The 16,214-nt window shown below is 68.9% G+C and carries 16 protein-coding genes; 4 read left to right on the top strand and 12 right to left on the bottom strand.

The features are described from left to right. Positions 1-109: 109 nt before the first annotated feature. Positions 110-898 carry a zinc-ribbon domain-containing protein gene (locus UAJ10_RS09425; RefSeq protein WP_322915129.1) on the top strand — a complete coding sequence of 263 codons (789 nt, stop codon included), beginning with the start codon at positions 110-112 and terminating at the stop codon, positions 896-898. Positions 899-906: 8 nt separating this feature from the next. Here the strand turns inward: UAJ10_RS09425 and UAJ10_RS09420 are convergent, their stop codons facing one another. The 4 genes from UAJ10_RS09420 to argH are packed head-to-tail and all read right to left on the bottom strand — an operon-like array spanning position 907 to position 6,839. Next, positions 907-3,705, bottom strand: coding sequence for a TIGR02302 family protein (locus UAJ10_RS09420; RefSeq protein ID WP_322915128.1), 2,799 nt, complete (start codon positions 3,703-3,705; stop codon positions 907-909). Between the two features lie 59 nt (positions 3,706-3,764). Continuing rightward, positions 3,765-5,027, bottom strand: coding sequence for a diaminopimelate decarboxylase (lysA, locus tag UAJ10_RS09415; protein ID WP_322915127.1), 1,263 nt, complete (start codon positions 5,025-5,027; stop codon positions 3,765-3,767). Positions 5,028-5,061: 34 nt separating this feature from the next. After that, positions 5,062-5,382, bottom strand: a complete 321-nt coding sequence (locus UAJ10_RS09410) for a hypothetical protein (RefSeq protein WP_322915126.1) — start codon at positions 5,380-5,382, stop codon at positions 5,062-5,064. Positions 5,383-5,393: 11 nt separating this feature from the next. Further along, positions 5,394-6,839, bottom strand: coding sequence for an argininosuccinate lyase (gene argH, locus UAJ10_RS09405; protein ID WP_322917301.1), 1,446 nt, complete (start codon positions 6,837-6,839; stop codon positions 5,394-5,396). 156 nt (positions 6,840-6,995) lie between these two features. On the opposite strand from argH, the gene UAJ10_RS09400 reads away from it, so the two are divergent. Next, on the top strand, positions 6,996-7,460 hold the full coding sequence (locus tag UAJ10_RS09400) for a TlpA disulfide reductase family protein (protein ID WP_322915125.1): 465 nt from the start codon (positions 6,996-6,998) through the stop codon (positions 7,458-7,460). A gap of 66 nt (positions 7,461-7,526) precedes the next feature. On the opposite strand, the gene UAJ10_RS09395 is transcribed toward UAJ10_RS09400, so the two are convergent. The 6 genes from UAJ10_RS09395 to UAJ10_RS09370 form a co-directional block, all read right to left on the bottom strand. After that, the gene (locus UAJ10_RS09395; RefSeq protein WP_004272959.1) at positions 7,527-8,399 is read right to left on the bottom strand and encodes a 3-hydroxybutyryl-CoA dehydrogenase; all 873 of its coding nucleotides are present in this window, start codon (positions 8,397-8,399) and stop codon (positions 7,527-7,529) included. Positions 8,400-8,494: 95 nt separating this feature from the next. Further along, positions 8,495-9,442: an electron transfer flavoprotein subunit alpha/FixB family protein gene (locus UAJ10_RS09390; protein ID WP_322915124.1), complete on the bottom strand. Its 948-nt coding sequence runs from the start codon at positions 9,440-9,442 to the stop codon at positions 8,495-8,497. Positions 9,443-9,444: 2 nt separating this feature from the next. Beyond that, complete coding sequence (locus UAJ10_RS09385; protein WP_322915123.1) at positions 9,445-10,206, bottom strand: electron transfer flavoprotein subunit beta/FixA family protein; 762 nt, start codon at positions 10,204-10,206, stop codon at positions 9,445-9,447. 195 nt (positions 10,207-10,401) lie between these two features. Then, complete coding sequence (locus UAJ10_RS09380) at positions 10,402-10,977, bottom strand: cob(I)yrinic acid a,c-diamide adenosyltransferase (protein WP_322915122.1); 576 nt, start codon at positions 10,975-10,977, stop codon at positions 10,402-10,404. A 16-nt stretch (positions 10,978-10,993) separates the two neighbouring features. Further along, positions 10,994-11,197, bottom strand: a complete 204-nt coding sequence (locus tag UAJ10_RS09375) for a twin transmembrane helix small protein (RefSeq protein WP_322915121.1) — start codon at positions 11,195-11,197, stop codon at positions 10,994-10,996. 66 nt (positions 11,198-11,263) lie between these two features. Beyond that, positions 11,264-12,634: a globin-coupled sensor protein gene (locus tag UAJ10_RS09370; RefSeq protein WP_322915120.1), complete on the bottom strand. Its 1,371-nt coding sequence runs from the start codon at positions 12,632-12,634 to the stop codon at positions 11,264-11,266. Positions 12,635-12,841: 207 nt separating this feature from the next. Here UAJ10_RS09370 and UAJ10_RS09365 point away from each other — a divergent pair, with 207 nt between their 5' ends. Beyond that, on the top strand, positions 12,842-13,702 hold the full coding sequence (locus UAJ10_RS09365) for a DUF4743 domain-containing protein (RefSeq protein ID WP_322915119.1): 861 nt from the start codon (positions 12,842-12,844) through the stop codon (positions 13,700-13,702). A gap of 234 nt (positions 13,703-13,936) precedes the next feature. On the opposite strand, the gene UAJ10_RS09360 is transcribed toward UAJ10_RS09365, so the two are convergent. Next, complete coding sequence (locus tag UAJ10_RS09360) at positions 13,937-14,416, bottom strand: hypothetical protein (protein ID WP_322915118.1); 480 nt, start codon at positions 14,414-14,416, stop codon at positions 13,937-13,939. 114 nt (positions 14,417-14,530) lie between these two features. Continuing rightward, positions 14,531-15,379, bottom strand: coding sequence for a tRNA glutamyl-Q(34) synthetase GluQRS (gluQRS, locus tag UAJ10_RS09355; protein WP_322915117.1), 849 nt, complete (start codon positions 15,377-15,379; stop codon positions 14,531-14,533). A gap of 264 nt (positions 15,380-15,643) precedes the next feature. Here gluQRS and UAJ10_RS09350 point away from each other — a divergent pair, with 264 nt between their 5' ends. Further along, complete coding sequence (locus tag UAJ10_RS09350) at positions 15,644-16,213, top strand: HNH endonuclease (protein ID WP_411861176.1); 570 nt, start codon at positions 15,644-15,646, stop codon at positions 16,211-16,213. Position 16,214 lies beyond the last annotated feature (1 nt).

Here is a 16,214-nt window from a genome sequence, read left to right as displayed (position 1 = left end):
TAGGCCGTTTCGCCGTCGGGGCCAGGGCCGGGGCCCACCTTGCGCATCCCCGACCTTTTCGTTTAAGTCTAAGGCGCCTCTTAAGGATTTCGGCCTGGCCCTGCCTCCCATGATAACAACCTGCCCGTCCTGCGCCACGCGCTTCCGGGTCGACGACGCCTTGCTGGGGCGGGGTCGGCGCGTGCGGTGCAGCGCCTGCGGTTCCGTCTGGCATCAGGTGCCGGAAACGGCCGGCCGCCCGGCGGTGGCCGCCCCGCCGGCGGACGATGGTGACGACTGGATGTCGTCCGCCCCGTCCTCGTCCTCCTTCGCCGACCTGGCCGCGGCCATGGAGCGGGAGACGGCCTACGACGTCCTGACCATGGCGGCAGATGAGACGCCGGCCCCGGCGCCCCTGTCGCTGGGCCGCCTGCGCCAGCCCTCGCCCATGGCGATCCCGGAACCGGAGGAGAAGCCCCGCCGCCTGTTCGCGGCCGTGCGCTGGGGTGTCCTGGCCGTGCTCATCGCCGGCGGCATCACCGGCCTGGCGGTGGAACGCGACGCCGTGGTCACTGCCTGGCCCGCCGCCGCCCGTCTCTACGACGCCTTCGGCTTCGGCGTGGAACCGCCCGGCACGGGGCTGGAGATGGTGGACAGCAAGACGGAATTCCGCGACGTCGAAGGCACGTCCATGCTGTTCGTCGACATCACCGTGCAGAACAAGTCCGACCGCCAGCGCGACGTGCCCGACCTCATGGCTTCCGCCTTGGGCGCCGACGGCAAACCTTTCCAGCGCTGGCGCATGCAGCCCAAGGCCCGCCGCCTGTTCCCCGGCGAGAAGACCGTCTACCACGGCAACATCGTGGAAAAGGGCGGCCAGGCGGCGCAGATCCGCCCGGAATTCGTGCTGCCGAACTGAGGGTGGCCTCAGAACCGCTTCAGCAGGCGGTCGATGTAGTCCAGCTCTTCCTTGGGCCGGCCGGCCTCGCTGGCGCGGCGGCGCAGTTCTTCCAGGATCTCCCGGGCGCGCTGCAGGTCGCCATGGTCGGGGATCTTGACGCTGTCGGTGCTGGTGGCGCCCTGGCCCGTCATCTGGCGGCCCAGCGGGTCGGTGTTCTGGCCCCGGCCGTTGGTGGCGTTGCGGGGGGCCACGCGGGTGCCACGGCCCATCTGGCGGGCCATCTGCTGCGCCATGCCCTTCAGCCCGTCCTGCAGGGCCTCCAACGCCCGGCCCTGGGCCTCCACCGCGTCCTCGGGCGATCCTTCCGACAGGGCGCGGCCGGCCTGGCCCATGGCGCGGTCCGCCTTGTCCAGGGGGGAGGGCGCCTGGCCGGGGCCCTGGCCGCCGCCGTTGCCATTCTCCTGCCCGCCAGGCTGGTCCTGGCCCTGCTGGGCGTCCCCCTGCTGGTCCTGGCCTTCATCGGATTGCGGGCCGGCCTGCGCCCCCTGCTGCTGCATCAGGGCCTGCAACTCGCGGCGCAGGGCGTCCTGCTGCTTGGCCAGGTCGCGGGCCGTGGCTTCGGCGGACGGGTCGCGCTGAGGCTGGCGGGGGGCGGCGCCCTGGCGGTTGGGGGTGGAGCGGTTGGGACCGTCGCCCCGGGTGCCGGGTTGCGGCGGGCTGTCCTCAGCTTCGCCCCGGTCGCCCTGGCGGAAGGTCTGGTCCATCAGCTCGCGCTGGCGCCTGGTCAGGTCCTGCAGCTTTTCCAGCATCTGCAGGTTCTGGCGCATCTGCTGCTGCTCGGCTTCCGTCGGCGGCTTCTGCGGGCCGGTCTGGACGCTTTCCATCAGGTCCTGCATCTGGTCCAGCATCTTGCGCGCGGCGTCGCGGGCGCCCGTCTGGGCCATCTGCTCCAGCTGTTCCATCATCTGGCCCATGTCGATGGTCTGGCCGTTCTGGTCGTCCGGCGGCGGGGCGCCGTTCTGGCCCTGCTGCTGGTCGCTCTTTTCCGCCAGAGCCTGCATGTAGCGGTTCAGCGCCGACTTCAGCGCGTCCAGGTCGCGGCGGATTTCCGCTTCCGGCGCGTTGCGGTCCAGGGCGTCGGCCAGGCGCTGGCGGGCGTCGCGCAGCTCCGTCTCCGCTGAGGCCAGGCTGCCGTCCTCGATCTTCAGCGCCGTGTCCCACAACAGGTCGGCGACGTCGCTTAGCGATTTCGCGTCATCGTTCAGGCCCAGGTGCCGGGCGGCGGCGTACAGCGCCATGAACACGGTGGGATCGCCGGCATAGCCGTCCAGTTCACCCGCCAGGTTCAGCAGGGCGGAGACGGCGGGCTTGCGCGCTTCCTCCCCCTTGTCCAGCAAGGCGCGGCGCTGGGCGATGACGGCCTTGGCCGTGGGGTTGTTGAACACCCGCTCCGGCAGGGTGGTGGTCTGGGTGTCGCTGGTGGCCGTCTGGCCGGCGGTGTCGGTGGCCGTCAGCTGGATGGTCACGGGCTGCCCGGCCCAGGGGCTGGCCGTCAGGTCGAAATAGCCGCTGGCGTTGGCCACCACCGGCGTGCCGGCGCTGGACGCCTCGCGGCTGGGCCGTGCCGGCACGGGCAGGGTTAGAACCAGGGGTTCCACCGTCGCGCCTTCCGCCCGCGTGGTCGGGGTCACGGTGGCGGTCACGCTGGCGATGCCGTAGTCGTCGGCGGCGGTGTAATCCAGGCGCAGGGCGTAGCGCTCGGTGGCGCTGGGCTTTTCGCGGAAGGCGATGGCCGGCGGGTCGTCGGCGACGATGCGGATGGGCCAGCTGCCCAGGGTGCGGCCCCGGTCGGCGATGGTGATGCGCTGTCCCTTGGTCACGGGGCGGCTGGCCTGGAAGCCGCCGGTCGCGGCCGTGTCCAACGCCACGGCGTCCTCATCCAGCGACAGCGTGGGGGCACGGTGGTGGGGTCCCAGACGCGCGGTGACGGTGGCGCCCGCCGGCACGGAAATCGCGCCCTTGGCGTCGCCCCGGGAGTCAACCGCGCCGTCGCCCTGGGGGGCCTTGCCTCGGCGGGTCAGGAACTGAGGCGGCAGGCCGGTCGATTCCGGCGGGGTGATCCAGACATCCAGGTCGGCCTCGGCACCGGCGGGCGGCGCCTCGAATCCCGGATCCAGCGCCTCGATCAGGCGGGGGCGCCAGTCACCCCAGGCCATGACGGCCGCGATCGCCAGCAGCAGCACGGCGACATGCCGCAAGGCCCAGGGGTCGCGGCTGGGCAGATCCAGGACGGGCCAGCCGGCGCGCACCCCCGCCAGCGTGCTGCGCGCGCGGTCCTGCGCGGCGGCCCACAGGGTGGCGGCGGGGCCGCCTTGCTCGCCCTTCGCCTGGGCGACGGGGGTGTCGATCAGCAGGTCGAAGGGACGGTGGCGCAGGTTGTTGTCCCGCTCCAGCCGGCGGAACACGGCGTCGCGGTCGGGCAGGCGCAGGCCGCGCAAACGGCGGACCAGCAGGGCGATGACGGCGGCGGCGAAGGCGGCCAGCGCCAGGCCATGGGCCCAGGGCGGCAGGTGGGGCAGGGCGCCGGACCAGGCCAGCGCCAGGCCCAGCATCAGCAGGCCGGGCAGGGGCCACAGCCGCAGGCCCACCCGCTCAGCCGCCAGCGACAGCCAGGCGGCGCGCAAGGAGCGGCGCCAGGGTTTCAGCGGCGGCGGGACCAGGGGACCGCCCGACAGGCGGGAAAACGGCACGACGATGCCCGCGGGCGCGGCGGCATCGGATGCCCGTCGACCGTCCTTGCGGGAGGTGAGTGCCCTTTCAGCCATGCCGTCGGTGCCCTTTCGGCTGCCCCGTGCCCTCTGGTGTGGGCCCTATGCCCTGCGCCTTAAACGTGGCGCCATTGGGGCGCCACGTCCAGGGCCAGCATTTCCTCGAACGTCTGGCGGCGGCGGATGACCGCCCACTGGCCTTCATCCACCAGCACCTCCGCCACCAGCGGGCGGGAGTTGTAGGTGGACGACATGGCGGCGCCGTAGGCCCCGGCGGTCATGAAAGCCACCAGTTCGCCCTGGCCCACCGGCGGCAGCTCCCGCTGGCGGGCGAAGGTGTCGCCCGTCTCGCAGATGGGGCCCACCACGTCCATGGGGGAAAGCGGGGCGTCGGCCGCGGGTTCCAGCACCGGGCGGATGCCGTGATAGGCGTCGTACAGCGTGGGGCGCATCAGGTCGTTCATGGCCGCGTCCACGATCAGGAAGCGGCGGTGCAGCCCTTCCTTGACGTAGATGACCCGGGCCAGCAGCACGCCGGCGTCGCCCACCAGCGACCGGCCGGGCTCCAGCGTCAGGCGGCACCCCAGGTTACCCAGGCGCTTGCGCACGATGCCGGCATAGGCGTCGTGGTCGGGCGCCGTCTCGCCCTTGTAGGGCACCCCCAGGCCGCCGCCCAGGTCCAGGCGCTCGATCTTCAGGCCGGCCTCACGGGTGGCGATCACCAGGTCCGACAGGTGGCCGTAGGCGTCGTCATAGGGGCTGATGTTCAGCAACTGCGACCCGATGTGGACGGCATAGCCCTTGGGCGCCAGGCCGGGCAGGCCGCTGGCCTTGGCATAGGCCGCCACCGCGTGGCCCAGGTCGATGCCGAACTTGTCCTCCTTGCGGCCCGTGGCGATCTTGCCATGGGTGCCGGCGTCCACGTCCGGATTGATGCGCAGGGCCACCGGGGCGGTGCGGCCCAGCTCCGTCGCCACGGCCGACAGGGCCTCCAGCTCCGGCAGGCTTTCCACGTTGATCTGGTGGATGCCGGCCACCAGCGCCGCCGCCAGCTCGTCCCGGGTCTTGCCCACGCCGGAGAACACCACCTTTTCCGGCGGCACGCCGGCGGCCAGCGCGCGGCGCATCTCCCCCTCCGAGACCACGTCGGCGCCGGCGCCCAGGCGGGCGAACAGGCTGATGATGGATTGGTTGGAATTGGCCTTCAGGGCGAAGCAGACGTCCACCGGATCACGGGCGAAGGCCCGGGCGTAGGCCTGGTAATTGGCCCGCAGGCGGCTGGCGGCATAGACATAGACGGGGGTGCCGACGGCCTCTGCCAACCGGTCCAGGGGAACGCCGTCGGCGGTCAGCACGCCGGAAACATAGGAGAAGGCCATCGAAATCCAAACCGTCGCGTCTGCTGGGGCCCCCTTATTGGGGCGTTGAGGAACCGGAGGAGGAAGGAGTGGTGGTGCCGCCCATCATCGGCCCGCTGTTGGTGATGACGGGGCTGTCCGGCATGACGCCATACGGTGTCCCCGGCTGGATGGTGGCGGGCGACCCGGCCGGCTGGTCGGCCGAGCTGGGCAGCGCCTCCTTCACGTTGGGCTGCGGATCCAGCTTGGGGTTGGGGTAGAAGTTCAGCGGATGATCCTCCCCATCCGGTGTGTCCAGGGTGTGGGCGATCTTGCCGCAACCCGACAGCGCCAGGGCGGCGGCCAGGCCGGCCATCATCAGAACCTTAGACGTCATTTGGCGTACCCTCACAGGAACCGTTCCCGCGCGGCGGCCACGGCCGCGCGCACGCGTTCAGGGGCCGTCCCGCCGAAGCTGGTGCGGCTGGCGACGGAGGCTTCCAGGCTCAGCACGGCGTAGACCTCCCCGGTGATGCGGGCGTCCACGCCGCGCATGACATCCAATGGCACGTCCGACAGGCCGCATCCCCGTTCCTCGGCCAGGCGGACGATGCGGCCGGTGACATGATGCGCCTCGCGGAAGGGCAGGCCAAGGCGGCGCACCAGCCAGTCGGCCAGGTCGGTGGCGGTGGGGAAGCCCGCCTCCACCGCGCGGCGCATGGCCGCCGGGTCGGGCGTCATGTCCTGGATCATGCCGGTGGTGGCCGCCAAACAGAGGGCCAGCGTGTCGTCCGCCTCGAACACCGGTTCCTTGTCTTCCTGCATGTCCTTGGAATAGGCCAGCGGCAGGCCCTTCATCACCACCAGCAGCCCCGACAGGGCGCCGATGACGCGACCGCACTTGGCGCGCACCAGCTCGGCCGCGTCCGGGTTCTTCTTCTGCGGCATGATGGAGCTGCCGCTGGTGAAAGCGTCCGACAGGCGGATGAAGCGGAACTGGGTCGTGCACCACAGCACGATCTCCTCCGCCAGGCGCGACAGGTGCATGGCGCAGATGCTGGCGGTGGCCAGGTAGTCCAGGGCGAAATCGCGGTCGGACACGGCGTCCAGCGAATTGGCCGTCGGCCGGTCGAAGCCCAGGGCGGCGGCGGTGGCGTCGCGGTCGATGGGATAGGGCGTGCCGGCCAGGGCGGCACTGCCCAGCGGGCATTCGTTCAGGCGGGCGATGGCGTCGCGCACCCGGGCGCGGTCGCGGCCCAGCATCTCCACATAAGCCAGCAGATGGTGGCCGAAGGTCACCGGCTGGGCCGTCTGCAGGTGGGTGAAGCCCGGCATGATGGTGTCGACGTTGCGGTCGGCCTGCTCGATCAGGGCGGCCTGCAGGGCCCTCATGTCGCCGTCCAGGCGCTGCAGGGCGCCGCGCACCCACAGCTTGAAGTCGGTCGCCACCTGGTCGTTGCGCGAGCGCGCTGTGTGCAGGCGGCCGGCCGGCTCGCCGATCAGTTCCTTCAGGCGGGACTCCACGTTCATGTGGATGTCCTCATGCTCGGTCTTGAAGACGAAGCGGCCGTCACGAATTTCCTCGGCCACCTGGTCCAGGCCCTTCAGGATGGCGTCGGCGTCGTTCTGCGTGATGATGCCCTGGGCCGCCAGCATGGTGGCGTGCGCCTTGGACCCGGCGATGTCCTGCGCCCACAGCTTCTTGTCGAAGCCGATGGACACGTTGATACGCTCCATGATCTCCGACGGGCCACGGCTGAAGCGGCCGCCCCACAGCTCGTTTACCGCGCCGCTCGCTGCGGCATTCTGGTCGGGCGCGGTGTTTTCCGGGGTCGCGGGAGTTGACGTCATCAGGGGTCGGGGACCAATTGTAGCGGGGCCGGCGTTGGGGCCCGGTGAACGAGGGTGATGGCAAGAATGGCGATTTTGCGGTTTCTCGCAAGGATTGGCGTGGTCGCGTCGGTCGTTTTCTGCGCTGGTGCGGCATGCGCGGCCGGTAATGCGGCCCCCGTGCTGAAGGGCGGCATCACCCCCTTCACCGAAACGCCGGACCATCCCCAGGTTCCCGACCTGGCGCTGACCCGCCCCGATGGCAGCGGCATCCACCTGTCGGATCTGAAGGGCCACCTGGTGTTGCTGAACCTGTGGGCCACCTGGTGCGGCCCCTGCGTCCAGGAACTACCGTCCCTGGACAAGCTGCAGGGCGCGCTGGGGGACAAGAGTTTCGAGGTCGTGGCCCTGTCCCTGGACCGGGGCGGCGCCCGGGTGGTGACGCCCTTCATCCAGAACCATGGCATCACCCACCTGTCGACCTGGCTGGACCCCAAGAGCACGGCCATGTCGGTGCTGAAGCCGCGTGGCCTGCCCACCACCCTGCTGATCGACGCCCAGGGGCGCGAGATCGGCCGCCTGGAAGGCGACGCCGATTGGAATTCGCCCGAGGCGCAGGCCCTGATCAAGTATTACCGGAAATGAAAAAAGCCCGGCGCCGGTGTGATCCGGCGCCGGGCTTTTGTTGTGACCCTTCCAGAGACAGGCCCGTCAGCGTGTCGGGCGCGGCGTGTCGCCGGAATAGTCGTAGAAGCCGCGGCCCACCTTGCGGCCCAGCCAGCCGGCCTCGACATACTTAACCAGCAGGGGGCAGGGCCGGTACTTGCTGTCGGCCAGACCCTCATACAGCACCTGCATCACCGACAGGCAGGTGTCCAGGCCGATGAAATCCGCCAGTTCCAAAGGGCCCATGGGGTGGTTGGCGCCCAGCTTCATGGCGGTGTCGATGGCCTCGACCGAGCCCACGCCCTCATACAGGGTGTAGACCGCCTCGTTGATCATGGGCTGCAGCACGCGGTTGACGATGAAGGCGGGGAAGTCCTCCGACACGGCGGGGGTCTTGCCCAGCTTGAACGTCAGTTCGCGGATGGCCTGGTAGGTTTCCTCATCCGTGGCGATGCCCCGGATGATCTCCACCAGTTGCATCACCGGCACCGGGTTCATGAAATGCATGCCGATGAACTTGTGCGGACGGTCGGTGCAGGCCGCCAGCCGCGTGATGGAGATGGACGAGGTGTTGGTGGCCACCAGCGCGTCGGCCTTCAGGTGCGGCACCAGATCCTTGAAGATGCCGCGCTTGATGTCCTCGTTCTCGGTGGCGGCCTCGATCACCAGGTCGCAATCGGCCAGCGTCGACATCTCCGTGCCGGTGGAGATGCGGGCCAGGGCCTCATCCTTTTCCAGCTCGGTGATCTTGCCCTTGGAGACTTGGCGGTCGAGGTTCTTCTCAAGGGCTTGCATGGCCCGCGAGAGCGATTCCGGGCTGGTGTCCATCAGCCGGACCGTATGGCCGGACAGCGATGTCACGTGGGCGATGCCCGTGCCCATCTGCCCCGAACCGATGATGCCGATCGTGCGTATCATGGTGTCTGTCCTTGCAAGGCCACCCTGGCGGGGTCCCCCGATACCGCCGGGGGACCCTTATCAAGAAGTAGGGTAGGGTGTTGAACGGGCTGGGATCAGCCCGCCTTGCCCAGTTCCTCGGTCAATTCCGGCACGGCCTTGAACAGGTCGGCGACCAGGCCATAGTCGGCGATTTGGAAGATCGGCGCCTCCTCGTCCTTGTTGATGGCGACGATGACCTTGCTGTCCTTCATGCCGGCCAGGTGCTGGATGGCGCCCGAGATGCCCACGGCGATGTACAGCTCCGGCGCCACGATCTTGCCCGTCTGCCCGACCTGGTAGTCGTTGGGCACGAAGCCGGCGTCCACCGCGGCGCGGCTGGCGCCCACGGCGGCACCCAGCTTGTCGGCCAGGGCCTCCAGCAGGGGGAAGTTGTCGCCCGACTGCATGCCGCGACCACCCGAGACGATGACGCGCGCGCTGGTCAGCTCCGGCCGTTCGGACTTCGACACTTCCTGGCTCACGAACTTGGACAGGCCGGCGTCCGAGGCACCCGACACGGCCTCGACCGCCGCGCTGCCGCCCGTGGCGGCCACCGCCTCGAACGCCGTGCCGCGCACCGTCGCCACCTTCACCGGGTCGGACGACTGCACAGTGGCGATGGCGTTGCCAGCGTAGATGGGACGGGTGAAGGTGTCCGCACCCTCCACCCCGGTGATGTCGCTGATCTGCGCCACGTCCAGCAGGGCCGCCACGCGCGGCGCCACGTTCTTGCCGAAGGTGGTGCTGGGCGCCAGCACATGGCTGTAGCCGCCGGCCTTCACCAAGTTCACCACCAGCGGCGCCACGTTCTCCGCCAGCCCGTGCGCCAGTTCGGCGGCGTCGGCCGTCAGCACCTTGGCGATACCGGCCACCTGGGCGGTGGCGTCCGCCACGGCACCCACGCCTTGGCCGATCACCAGCACATGCACGTCGCCGCCCAGCTTGGATGCGGCACCCAGGGTGGTCAGCGTCGGGACCTTCACGCCCTCGACTGAGGGCTCAGCGATAACAAGAGTTGTCATGGTCAGATCACCCGCGCTTCGGTCTTCAGCTTGGCCACCAGCTCCTGGACGGAGCCCACCTTCACCCCACCGGCGCGCTTCGGCGGCTCCGCCACCTTCAGCGTCTTCAGCCGCGGCGTCAGGTCCACGCCCAGGGCGGCGGCGTCCACCGTCTCCAGCGGCTTCTTCTTGGCCTTCATGATGTTGGGCAGCGAGGCGTAGCGCGGCTCGTTCAGGCGCAGGTCGGTGGTCACCACCGCCGGCAGCTTCAGATCCACCGTCTCCAGACCGCCGTCGATCTCGCGCGTCACGGCCACGCTGGCTCCCATTGGCCCCTCGGCCGGCACGACCTTGCTGGCGAAGGTGCCCTGGGCCCAGCCCAGCAGCGCCGCCAGCATCTGGCCGGTCTGGTTGGCGTCGTCGTCGATCGCCTGCTTGCCCAGGATCACCAGGCCGGGCTGTTCCTTCTCCGCCAGCGCCTTCAGCGCCTTGGCCACGCCCAGCGACTGCGTCTCCACATCCGTCTGCACCAGGATGGCGCGATCGGCACCCATGGCCAGCGCCGTGCGCAGCGTCTCTTGAGCCTGCGCCGGGCCCACGCTCACCACCACGATCTCGGTGGCCTTGCCCGCCTCTTTCAGGCGAACCGCCTCCTCAACCGCGATCTCGTCGAACGGGTTCATCGACATCTTGACGTTGGCCGTCTCCACACCCGTGCCGTCCGCCTTCACGCGTACCTTCACGTTGTAGTCAACGACCCGCTTGACCGCGACCAGTATCTTCATGTCTCAAGCCATCCTTTGGCACTTCTTGGGAAGGGCGCCCGCCCGGTGTGACGCTCCACCCTCGATCTGGCGGGTTCTGGTTATTTTCCCCGTCCGGCGGATCGAGCCATCGGACGTGGTCGGCAAAAATAGGATTGTCCCACAAAGCTGTCAACGCTGCCCTGTTGCACTGCAATATGGCCTAAACCCAAGGGTTTACCGCCCCTCGCGGTTGGCGCCGGGCACCCATAGGACGTCGCCGGCCCCCTTGTCATTGACATGGCGCGACAGCACAAACAGAAAATCTGAAAGGCGGTTCAGGTACTTGAAGGCCGCCGGGTTCACCGGCTCGCGTTCCGCCAGGCCGGCTACCAGCCGCTCCGCCCGGCGGGTGACGGTGCGGGCCTGGTGCAGAAAGGCGGCGGCGGGGGTGCCGCCGGGCAGGATGAAGGACGACAGCGGCGCCAGGTCGGCGTTCAGCGCGTCGATTTCCCGTTCCAGCCGGTCGACCTGGGCATCGACGATGCGCAGGGGCGGGTATTGGGGGTTTTCCTGTTCCGGCGTGCACAGGTCGGCACCCAGGTCGAACAGGTCGTTCTGGATTCGGGAAAGGTGGGCGTCCGCCGGCGTCCCGGCGGTGTGCAGGCGGGCCAGGCCGATGGCGGCGTTGGCCTCGTCCACCGTGCCGTAGGCCTCGACCCTCAGGTCGTGCTTGGCCACGCGGCGGCCGTCGCCCAGCGAGGTCTGGCCCCTGTCGCCGCCCCGTGTGTAGATGCGGGTCAGTGTGACCATGCCGCCCCGCGCGCCGTCATGCGTGGTGCCCCAGGGCGAACGCCGTGAGGATGAACAGCACCACCGCCAGAATCTGAAGGCGGATGCGCCACCACATCAGACGGTTACCCGTGGTGCCGGCCTTGTCGCCGCCCCGGGCCATGGTGAACAGGCCCAGGATCAGGGTGCCCAGCACGGCCAGCATGGTGGCGCCCAGGCAAAAGAAGAGGAATGTGCCCATGGACGCGATTATAGCGTGCGCGGGCGTGCTTGCCCATCGGCTTGGGGCCCATTCCCCCTCTGGCGATCACGCGCTTTCCCGCAAGCGGGCGGCGAAGGTTTGCGCCCCCTCGCGCAGGCGCTGGGCCTGAAGTCCCAGGTCGCCGGACGACTGGCTCAGGCGGCCGGCCGCCGCCCCCGTCTGGCGGGCGGCGTCGGCCACATGGCTGATGTTGGCCGAGACGCTGGCGGTGCCCGTGGCCGCCTGGGCGATGCTGCGGGCGATTTCCCGGGTGGCGGTGCTTTGTTCCTCCACCGCGCTGGCGATGGAGGTCGCGATCTCATCCATGCCGGCGATGACGCTGCCGATTTGGCTGATCGCCGAGACCGCTTCTTCCGACACGTGGCGGATGGCGTTCACCTGGGCGGAAATCTCGTCCGTCGCCTTGGCTGTCTGGGTGGCCAGCGCCTTGACCTCACCCGCCACGACGGCGAAGCCCTTGCCCGCCTCGCCGGCCCGCGCCGCCTCGATGGTGGCGTTCAGGGCCAGCAGGTTGGTCTGGCTGGCGATGGTGTTGATCAGGCTCAGCACGTCGCCGATGCGGCCGGCGGCGGCCACCAGGCCGCGCACCGCGCCGTCGGTGCGCCGGGTTGTTTCCATGGCCTGCGCCGAAATCTTGTTGGATTGCACGACGCGGGCGCTGATCTCGGTGATGGAGGCCGACAGTTCCTCGGTGGCGCTGGCCACCGACTGGACGTTGCTGGCGGCGCTGCCGGCGGCCGTGTCAGCCTGCGTGCTTTCCGCCAGCGACTGGTCGGCGGCTTGCGTCAGCAGGCTGGCGTCCTGGCGCAGCCCGCCCACGGCGCCGCCGATGCCATCGATGACGCCGGCCATGGTGTCGGTGAAATTCCGGGCCAAGCCTTCCAGCACCCGCTGCCGGTCCTTGCGCCCCTCCTCGATATAGACGGAGATGGCCAAGTCCATGTCCAGCATGACGGCGCGCAGCAGGGCCTGCTGCAGGCGGGCCACGTCCCGGCGCGGCCGCAGCCAGGCGAAGGGCCCGCGCCGGTCCATGCGCGTGACCATGGCCAGCAGTTCGCCGGTGATGAAGGCATAGCCACCGATGTACCAGCGCGGTTCCAGTCCCAGGCGGTTGTGGGCACGGCCCACGCGGATGACGCTGTCCAGGTAGGTGCCATCGAAGGTGCCGGTGACGATGGCCGCCCAATGGCGCACCTGCATGTCCTTCACGTGCGACAGGTGCTTGTCGCCACCGAAGAGTTTGAAGATTTCCGGCTGGGTGCGCAGCTTGGCGTAGAACCGGTCCAGGATGGCGGGCAACTCGCGTTCGACATGCGGGCGCAAGCTGCGCAGGTCGTCCCGGGTCACGGCGTCGATTTCCAGAAAGGCCAGGCGTTCCTGGAATTGGCGCTGCATGGAGTCGTCACCGGTGGTCATGATTTTCTCCTGGTCGTAAATGCGGCACTGGGGGGACAGCGTACGGTCCGGTCAAAATCACGCCGGGTTGATGAATCATCCGTAAAGACAACTGGTCGCACGGTTCGGCCTAACCCTTTGGAAAAGGTAATTGATGTAGATCAATCGCGCCCTCCGGCCCGCCACCGGCGGCATTGCATCCGCGCGGCGACAGGGCTAAACCGGGGCATGGCCTTCATCCGACACATCCGGGCGTGCAACGCCCACGACGCGGCGGCCTTCTTGCCCTTCGCGGTCAATGGACAGCGGGTGGGGCACGTGCGCCACGCCTTCGCCGACCGGGTGGCCGGCCTCAGCGACGCTTTCCGCCTGACGGGCGGGGCGGCACCCCTGCTGGACCTGCTGCTCCCCGATCCCGCGCGCCGCAGCCAGGCGGTGGCCGAGGTGGTGGCGGTGCTGGCGGCGGAGGGGATGGTGCCGCCCTTGCGCGGGGAGGATTTTCCGGTGCTGGCGCAGTGGGGCCAGCCGGAACTGCTGAAAATCGATCGGGCGGCCGTTCCCGGTTTCGGCGTGCGCGGCTTCGGCCTGCATGTGAACGGCTATGTGCCCGGCCCGGACGGGCGCATCGAGATGTGGGTGGGGCGCCGCGCCCGTGATCGGGGCGTGGCCCCGGGCAAGCTGGACAACATGGTGGCGGGTGGTCAGCCGGCCGGCCTCAGCCTGGCGGAAAACTTGGTGAAGGAGGCGCATGAGGAGGCGGGGCTGGATCCCGGCCTAGCCCGCGCCGCCGTGCCGGTGGGCGCCATCACCTACGTCTTCGACACGATGGCCGGCCTGCGGCGCGACACCTTGTTCTGCTATGACCTGGCGCTCAGCCGCGACATCATCCCGCGCAACACGGACGGCGAGGTCGAAGCCTTCGAGCTCTGGCCCCTGGCCCGCGTGGCCGACAGCGTACGCACCACCGACGACTGGAAGTTCAACGTCAACCTGGTGGTGATCGACTTCCTGATCCGCCACGGCCAACTGAGCCCGGATCATGAGCCGGATTACATGGATTTGGTGACGGGTTTGAGGGCGGTGGATTGAAGCGCGACAGCTTCTCCCGCCCAACGTTCCTTTAGGACGCGACCGCGTCCGCCGGAAGTTTCCGGGGAGCGTAGCGGACTGGAAACTGAGGACAAGCCAAGGGGCGGACGCCCCGCCGGCGCTTGAGGCGCCTAAATAGGACGCGACCGCGTCCGCCGGAAGTTTCCGGGGAGCGTAGCGGACTGGAAACTGAGGATAAGCCAAGGGGCGAACGCCCCGCCGGCGCCTGAGGACTCAGAAAAGCGCGTCGATCGCGTCCTGGTCCAGCGTGGCCTGTTCGGTGGCGCCATGGACGATGGCGCTGCCCCGGTCCACCAGCTTCTGCAGGCGCTGCCAGTAATCCGACGCCATGAAGCCCAACACCTCGGGCGAGCCCAGTTCCGCCTCCAGCACCACCACCGCCTCGGCGATGGTCGCCTCCAGCTCCGCGATGACGCGATCGAAGGGTTCGCGATACTCCGGCGGCACATGGTCGTAGGCATCGATGGCCAGGGCGGCGAAGCCCAGGCCGCTGCCTTCGAAATGCTGCTTATAGGTCTTGGGCTGCCAGGCCCGGATCTCGTCCAGCATCTCCGGCATGTCGCCCAGCATGGACAACAGCATGATCACTTCGTTGAAGTGATTGAAGTAGTCCGTCGACAGCAGGGTGTTGCCGTCTATCGTCGTGTCTTTGACGAGGGTGCGGTAGTGGGCGAGTGTATCGGCATCAGGCATGGCGCGTTCTTACCACGGGGCCTTCCGTCTGGGTGGCGAAAAATTCGCTAAAAAGCGAAGCGTGTGCGCATGGCTAGATGAGCGCGACCCATTGTTGATCAAGTCGTTTCGCGATCAAGGCGTTTCCATGCCCAGGCGATGACAGACCTCGGCCGGTGTGGCGCCACTGTCACGCAAGGCCGCCAGACTGGCGGCGCCGTCGCGCTTGGCCAGCCGTTCGCCCCGCTCGTTCACCAGCAGGCGGTGGTGATGCCAGGTGGGCACGTCCAGGTCCAGCAGGGCTTGCAACAAGCGATGCGCGTGCGTCGCCTCCATCAGGTCCCGCCCCCGGGTCACCAGGGTGACGCCTTGCAGATGGTCGTCCACCGTCACCGCCAGGTGATAGCTGGTGGCGACGTCGCGGCGGGCCAGCACCACGTCGCCGAGGATGCCGGGCTGGGCCGCCTGGGCGCCGGCCTCGCGGTCGGTCCAGGTCAGCGGCCCGGTCTGACGGATGGCGGCCGCGACATCAAGGCGCAGGGCGTGCGGCGCGCCGGCGGCCAGCAGCTCGGCCCGGCGGCCCGGGTCCATGTGACGGCAAGTGCCGGGATAGAGCGGTCCCTCCGGCCCGTGGGGCGCCGCCCCGGCCCGGGCGATCTCATCCTGGATGTCTTTGCGCGAACAGAAGCAGGGGTACAGCACGCCCCGGTCCGCCAGACGGTCCAGGGCGGCGCGGTAGTCGGCCATATGCTCCGATTGGCGGCGCACCGGCTGCGGCCAGCTCAGGCCCAGCCAGCCAAGGTCGCGGATGAACGCCGCCTCGAACTCTGGCCGGCAGCGGTTGGGGTCGATATCCTCGAAGCGCAGCAGGAAGGTGCCGCCCGCTTCCTTCGCGGCATGCCAGCCGAACAGGGCGGAATAGGCGTGGCCCATATGGGGCAGGCCGGTGGGGCTGGGGGCGAAGCGGGTGACGGGCTGGTTCATGTCCCCTGATACCACCGGCGGGCGGCCGATGCCCACCCCCGTCCCGTCATCCCGAGTCGCGGGGGTGATGTGTGGGGGCGGGCCTATAAAAAGGGGTAGGCCGGGACATCGACCCCACATCTTGTGGGTAGCGGTATGACGTTATCGTGAAATAGCGGGCCCCTCACAAAGGCGAGGATTGCCGAGACGGGCGGGAAAGGCTAATAAGACGGTGATTTCTGGCCGTGGGTTCGGCCCGCGGCCGTCCTCGGGAACGGTGCGGGGGTGGTATTGTCTCCACCACTAGACAGTTGTCCGGCCTTGGTGCTGAACGCCGATTTTCGGCCGCTCAGTTACTTCCCCTTGTCCCTCTGGTCCTGGCAAGACACCGTCAAGGCTGTCTTCCTGGACAGGGTGAACATCATTTCCGTGTACGACCGCGTCGTCCGGTCGCCCACCGCGGAAATCCGAATACCCAGCGTCATCAGTTTGAAGGAATACATACCGGCGACACGAAGGCCGGCCTTCACCCGCTTCAACGTTTTCCTGCGCGATCACTTCTGTTGTCAGTATTGCGGTGAGCCTTTCCCCACCCAGGAACTGACCTTCGACCACGTCATCCCACGCTCCCGCGGCGGACGCACCACCTGGGACAACGTCGTCACCTCCTGCTCCGCCTGCAACCTGGCCAAGGGCAACCGGTTGCCCCACGTGTGCGGCATGATCCCCCTCAGCCCCCCCTTCCAGCCCACGGTCTTCCAGCTGCAGGAAAACGGCCGGGCCTTCCCGCCCAACTTCCTGCACGAGAGCTGGCGCGACTTCCTCTATTGGGATACCGAGCTGGACCCGTTCTGAT

The sequence above is a fragment of the Nitrospirillum guaranorum genome (genome assembly GCF_034653275.1).
GTDB lineage: Bacteria > Pseudomonadota > Alphaproteobacteria > Azospirillales > Azospirillaceae > Nitrospirillum.
Note: the sequence above shows the minus strand (reverse complement) of the source record. Positions and strands in the feature narration are given on the sequence as shown.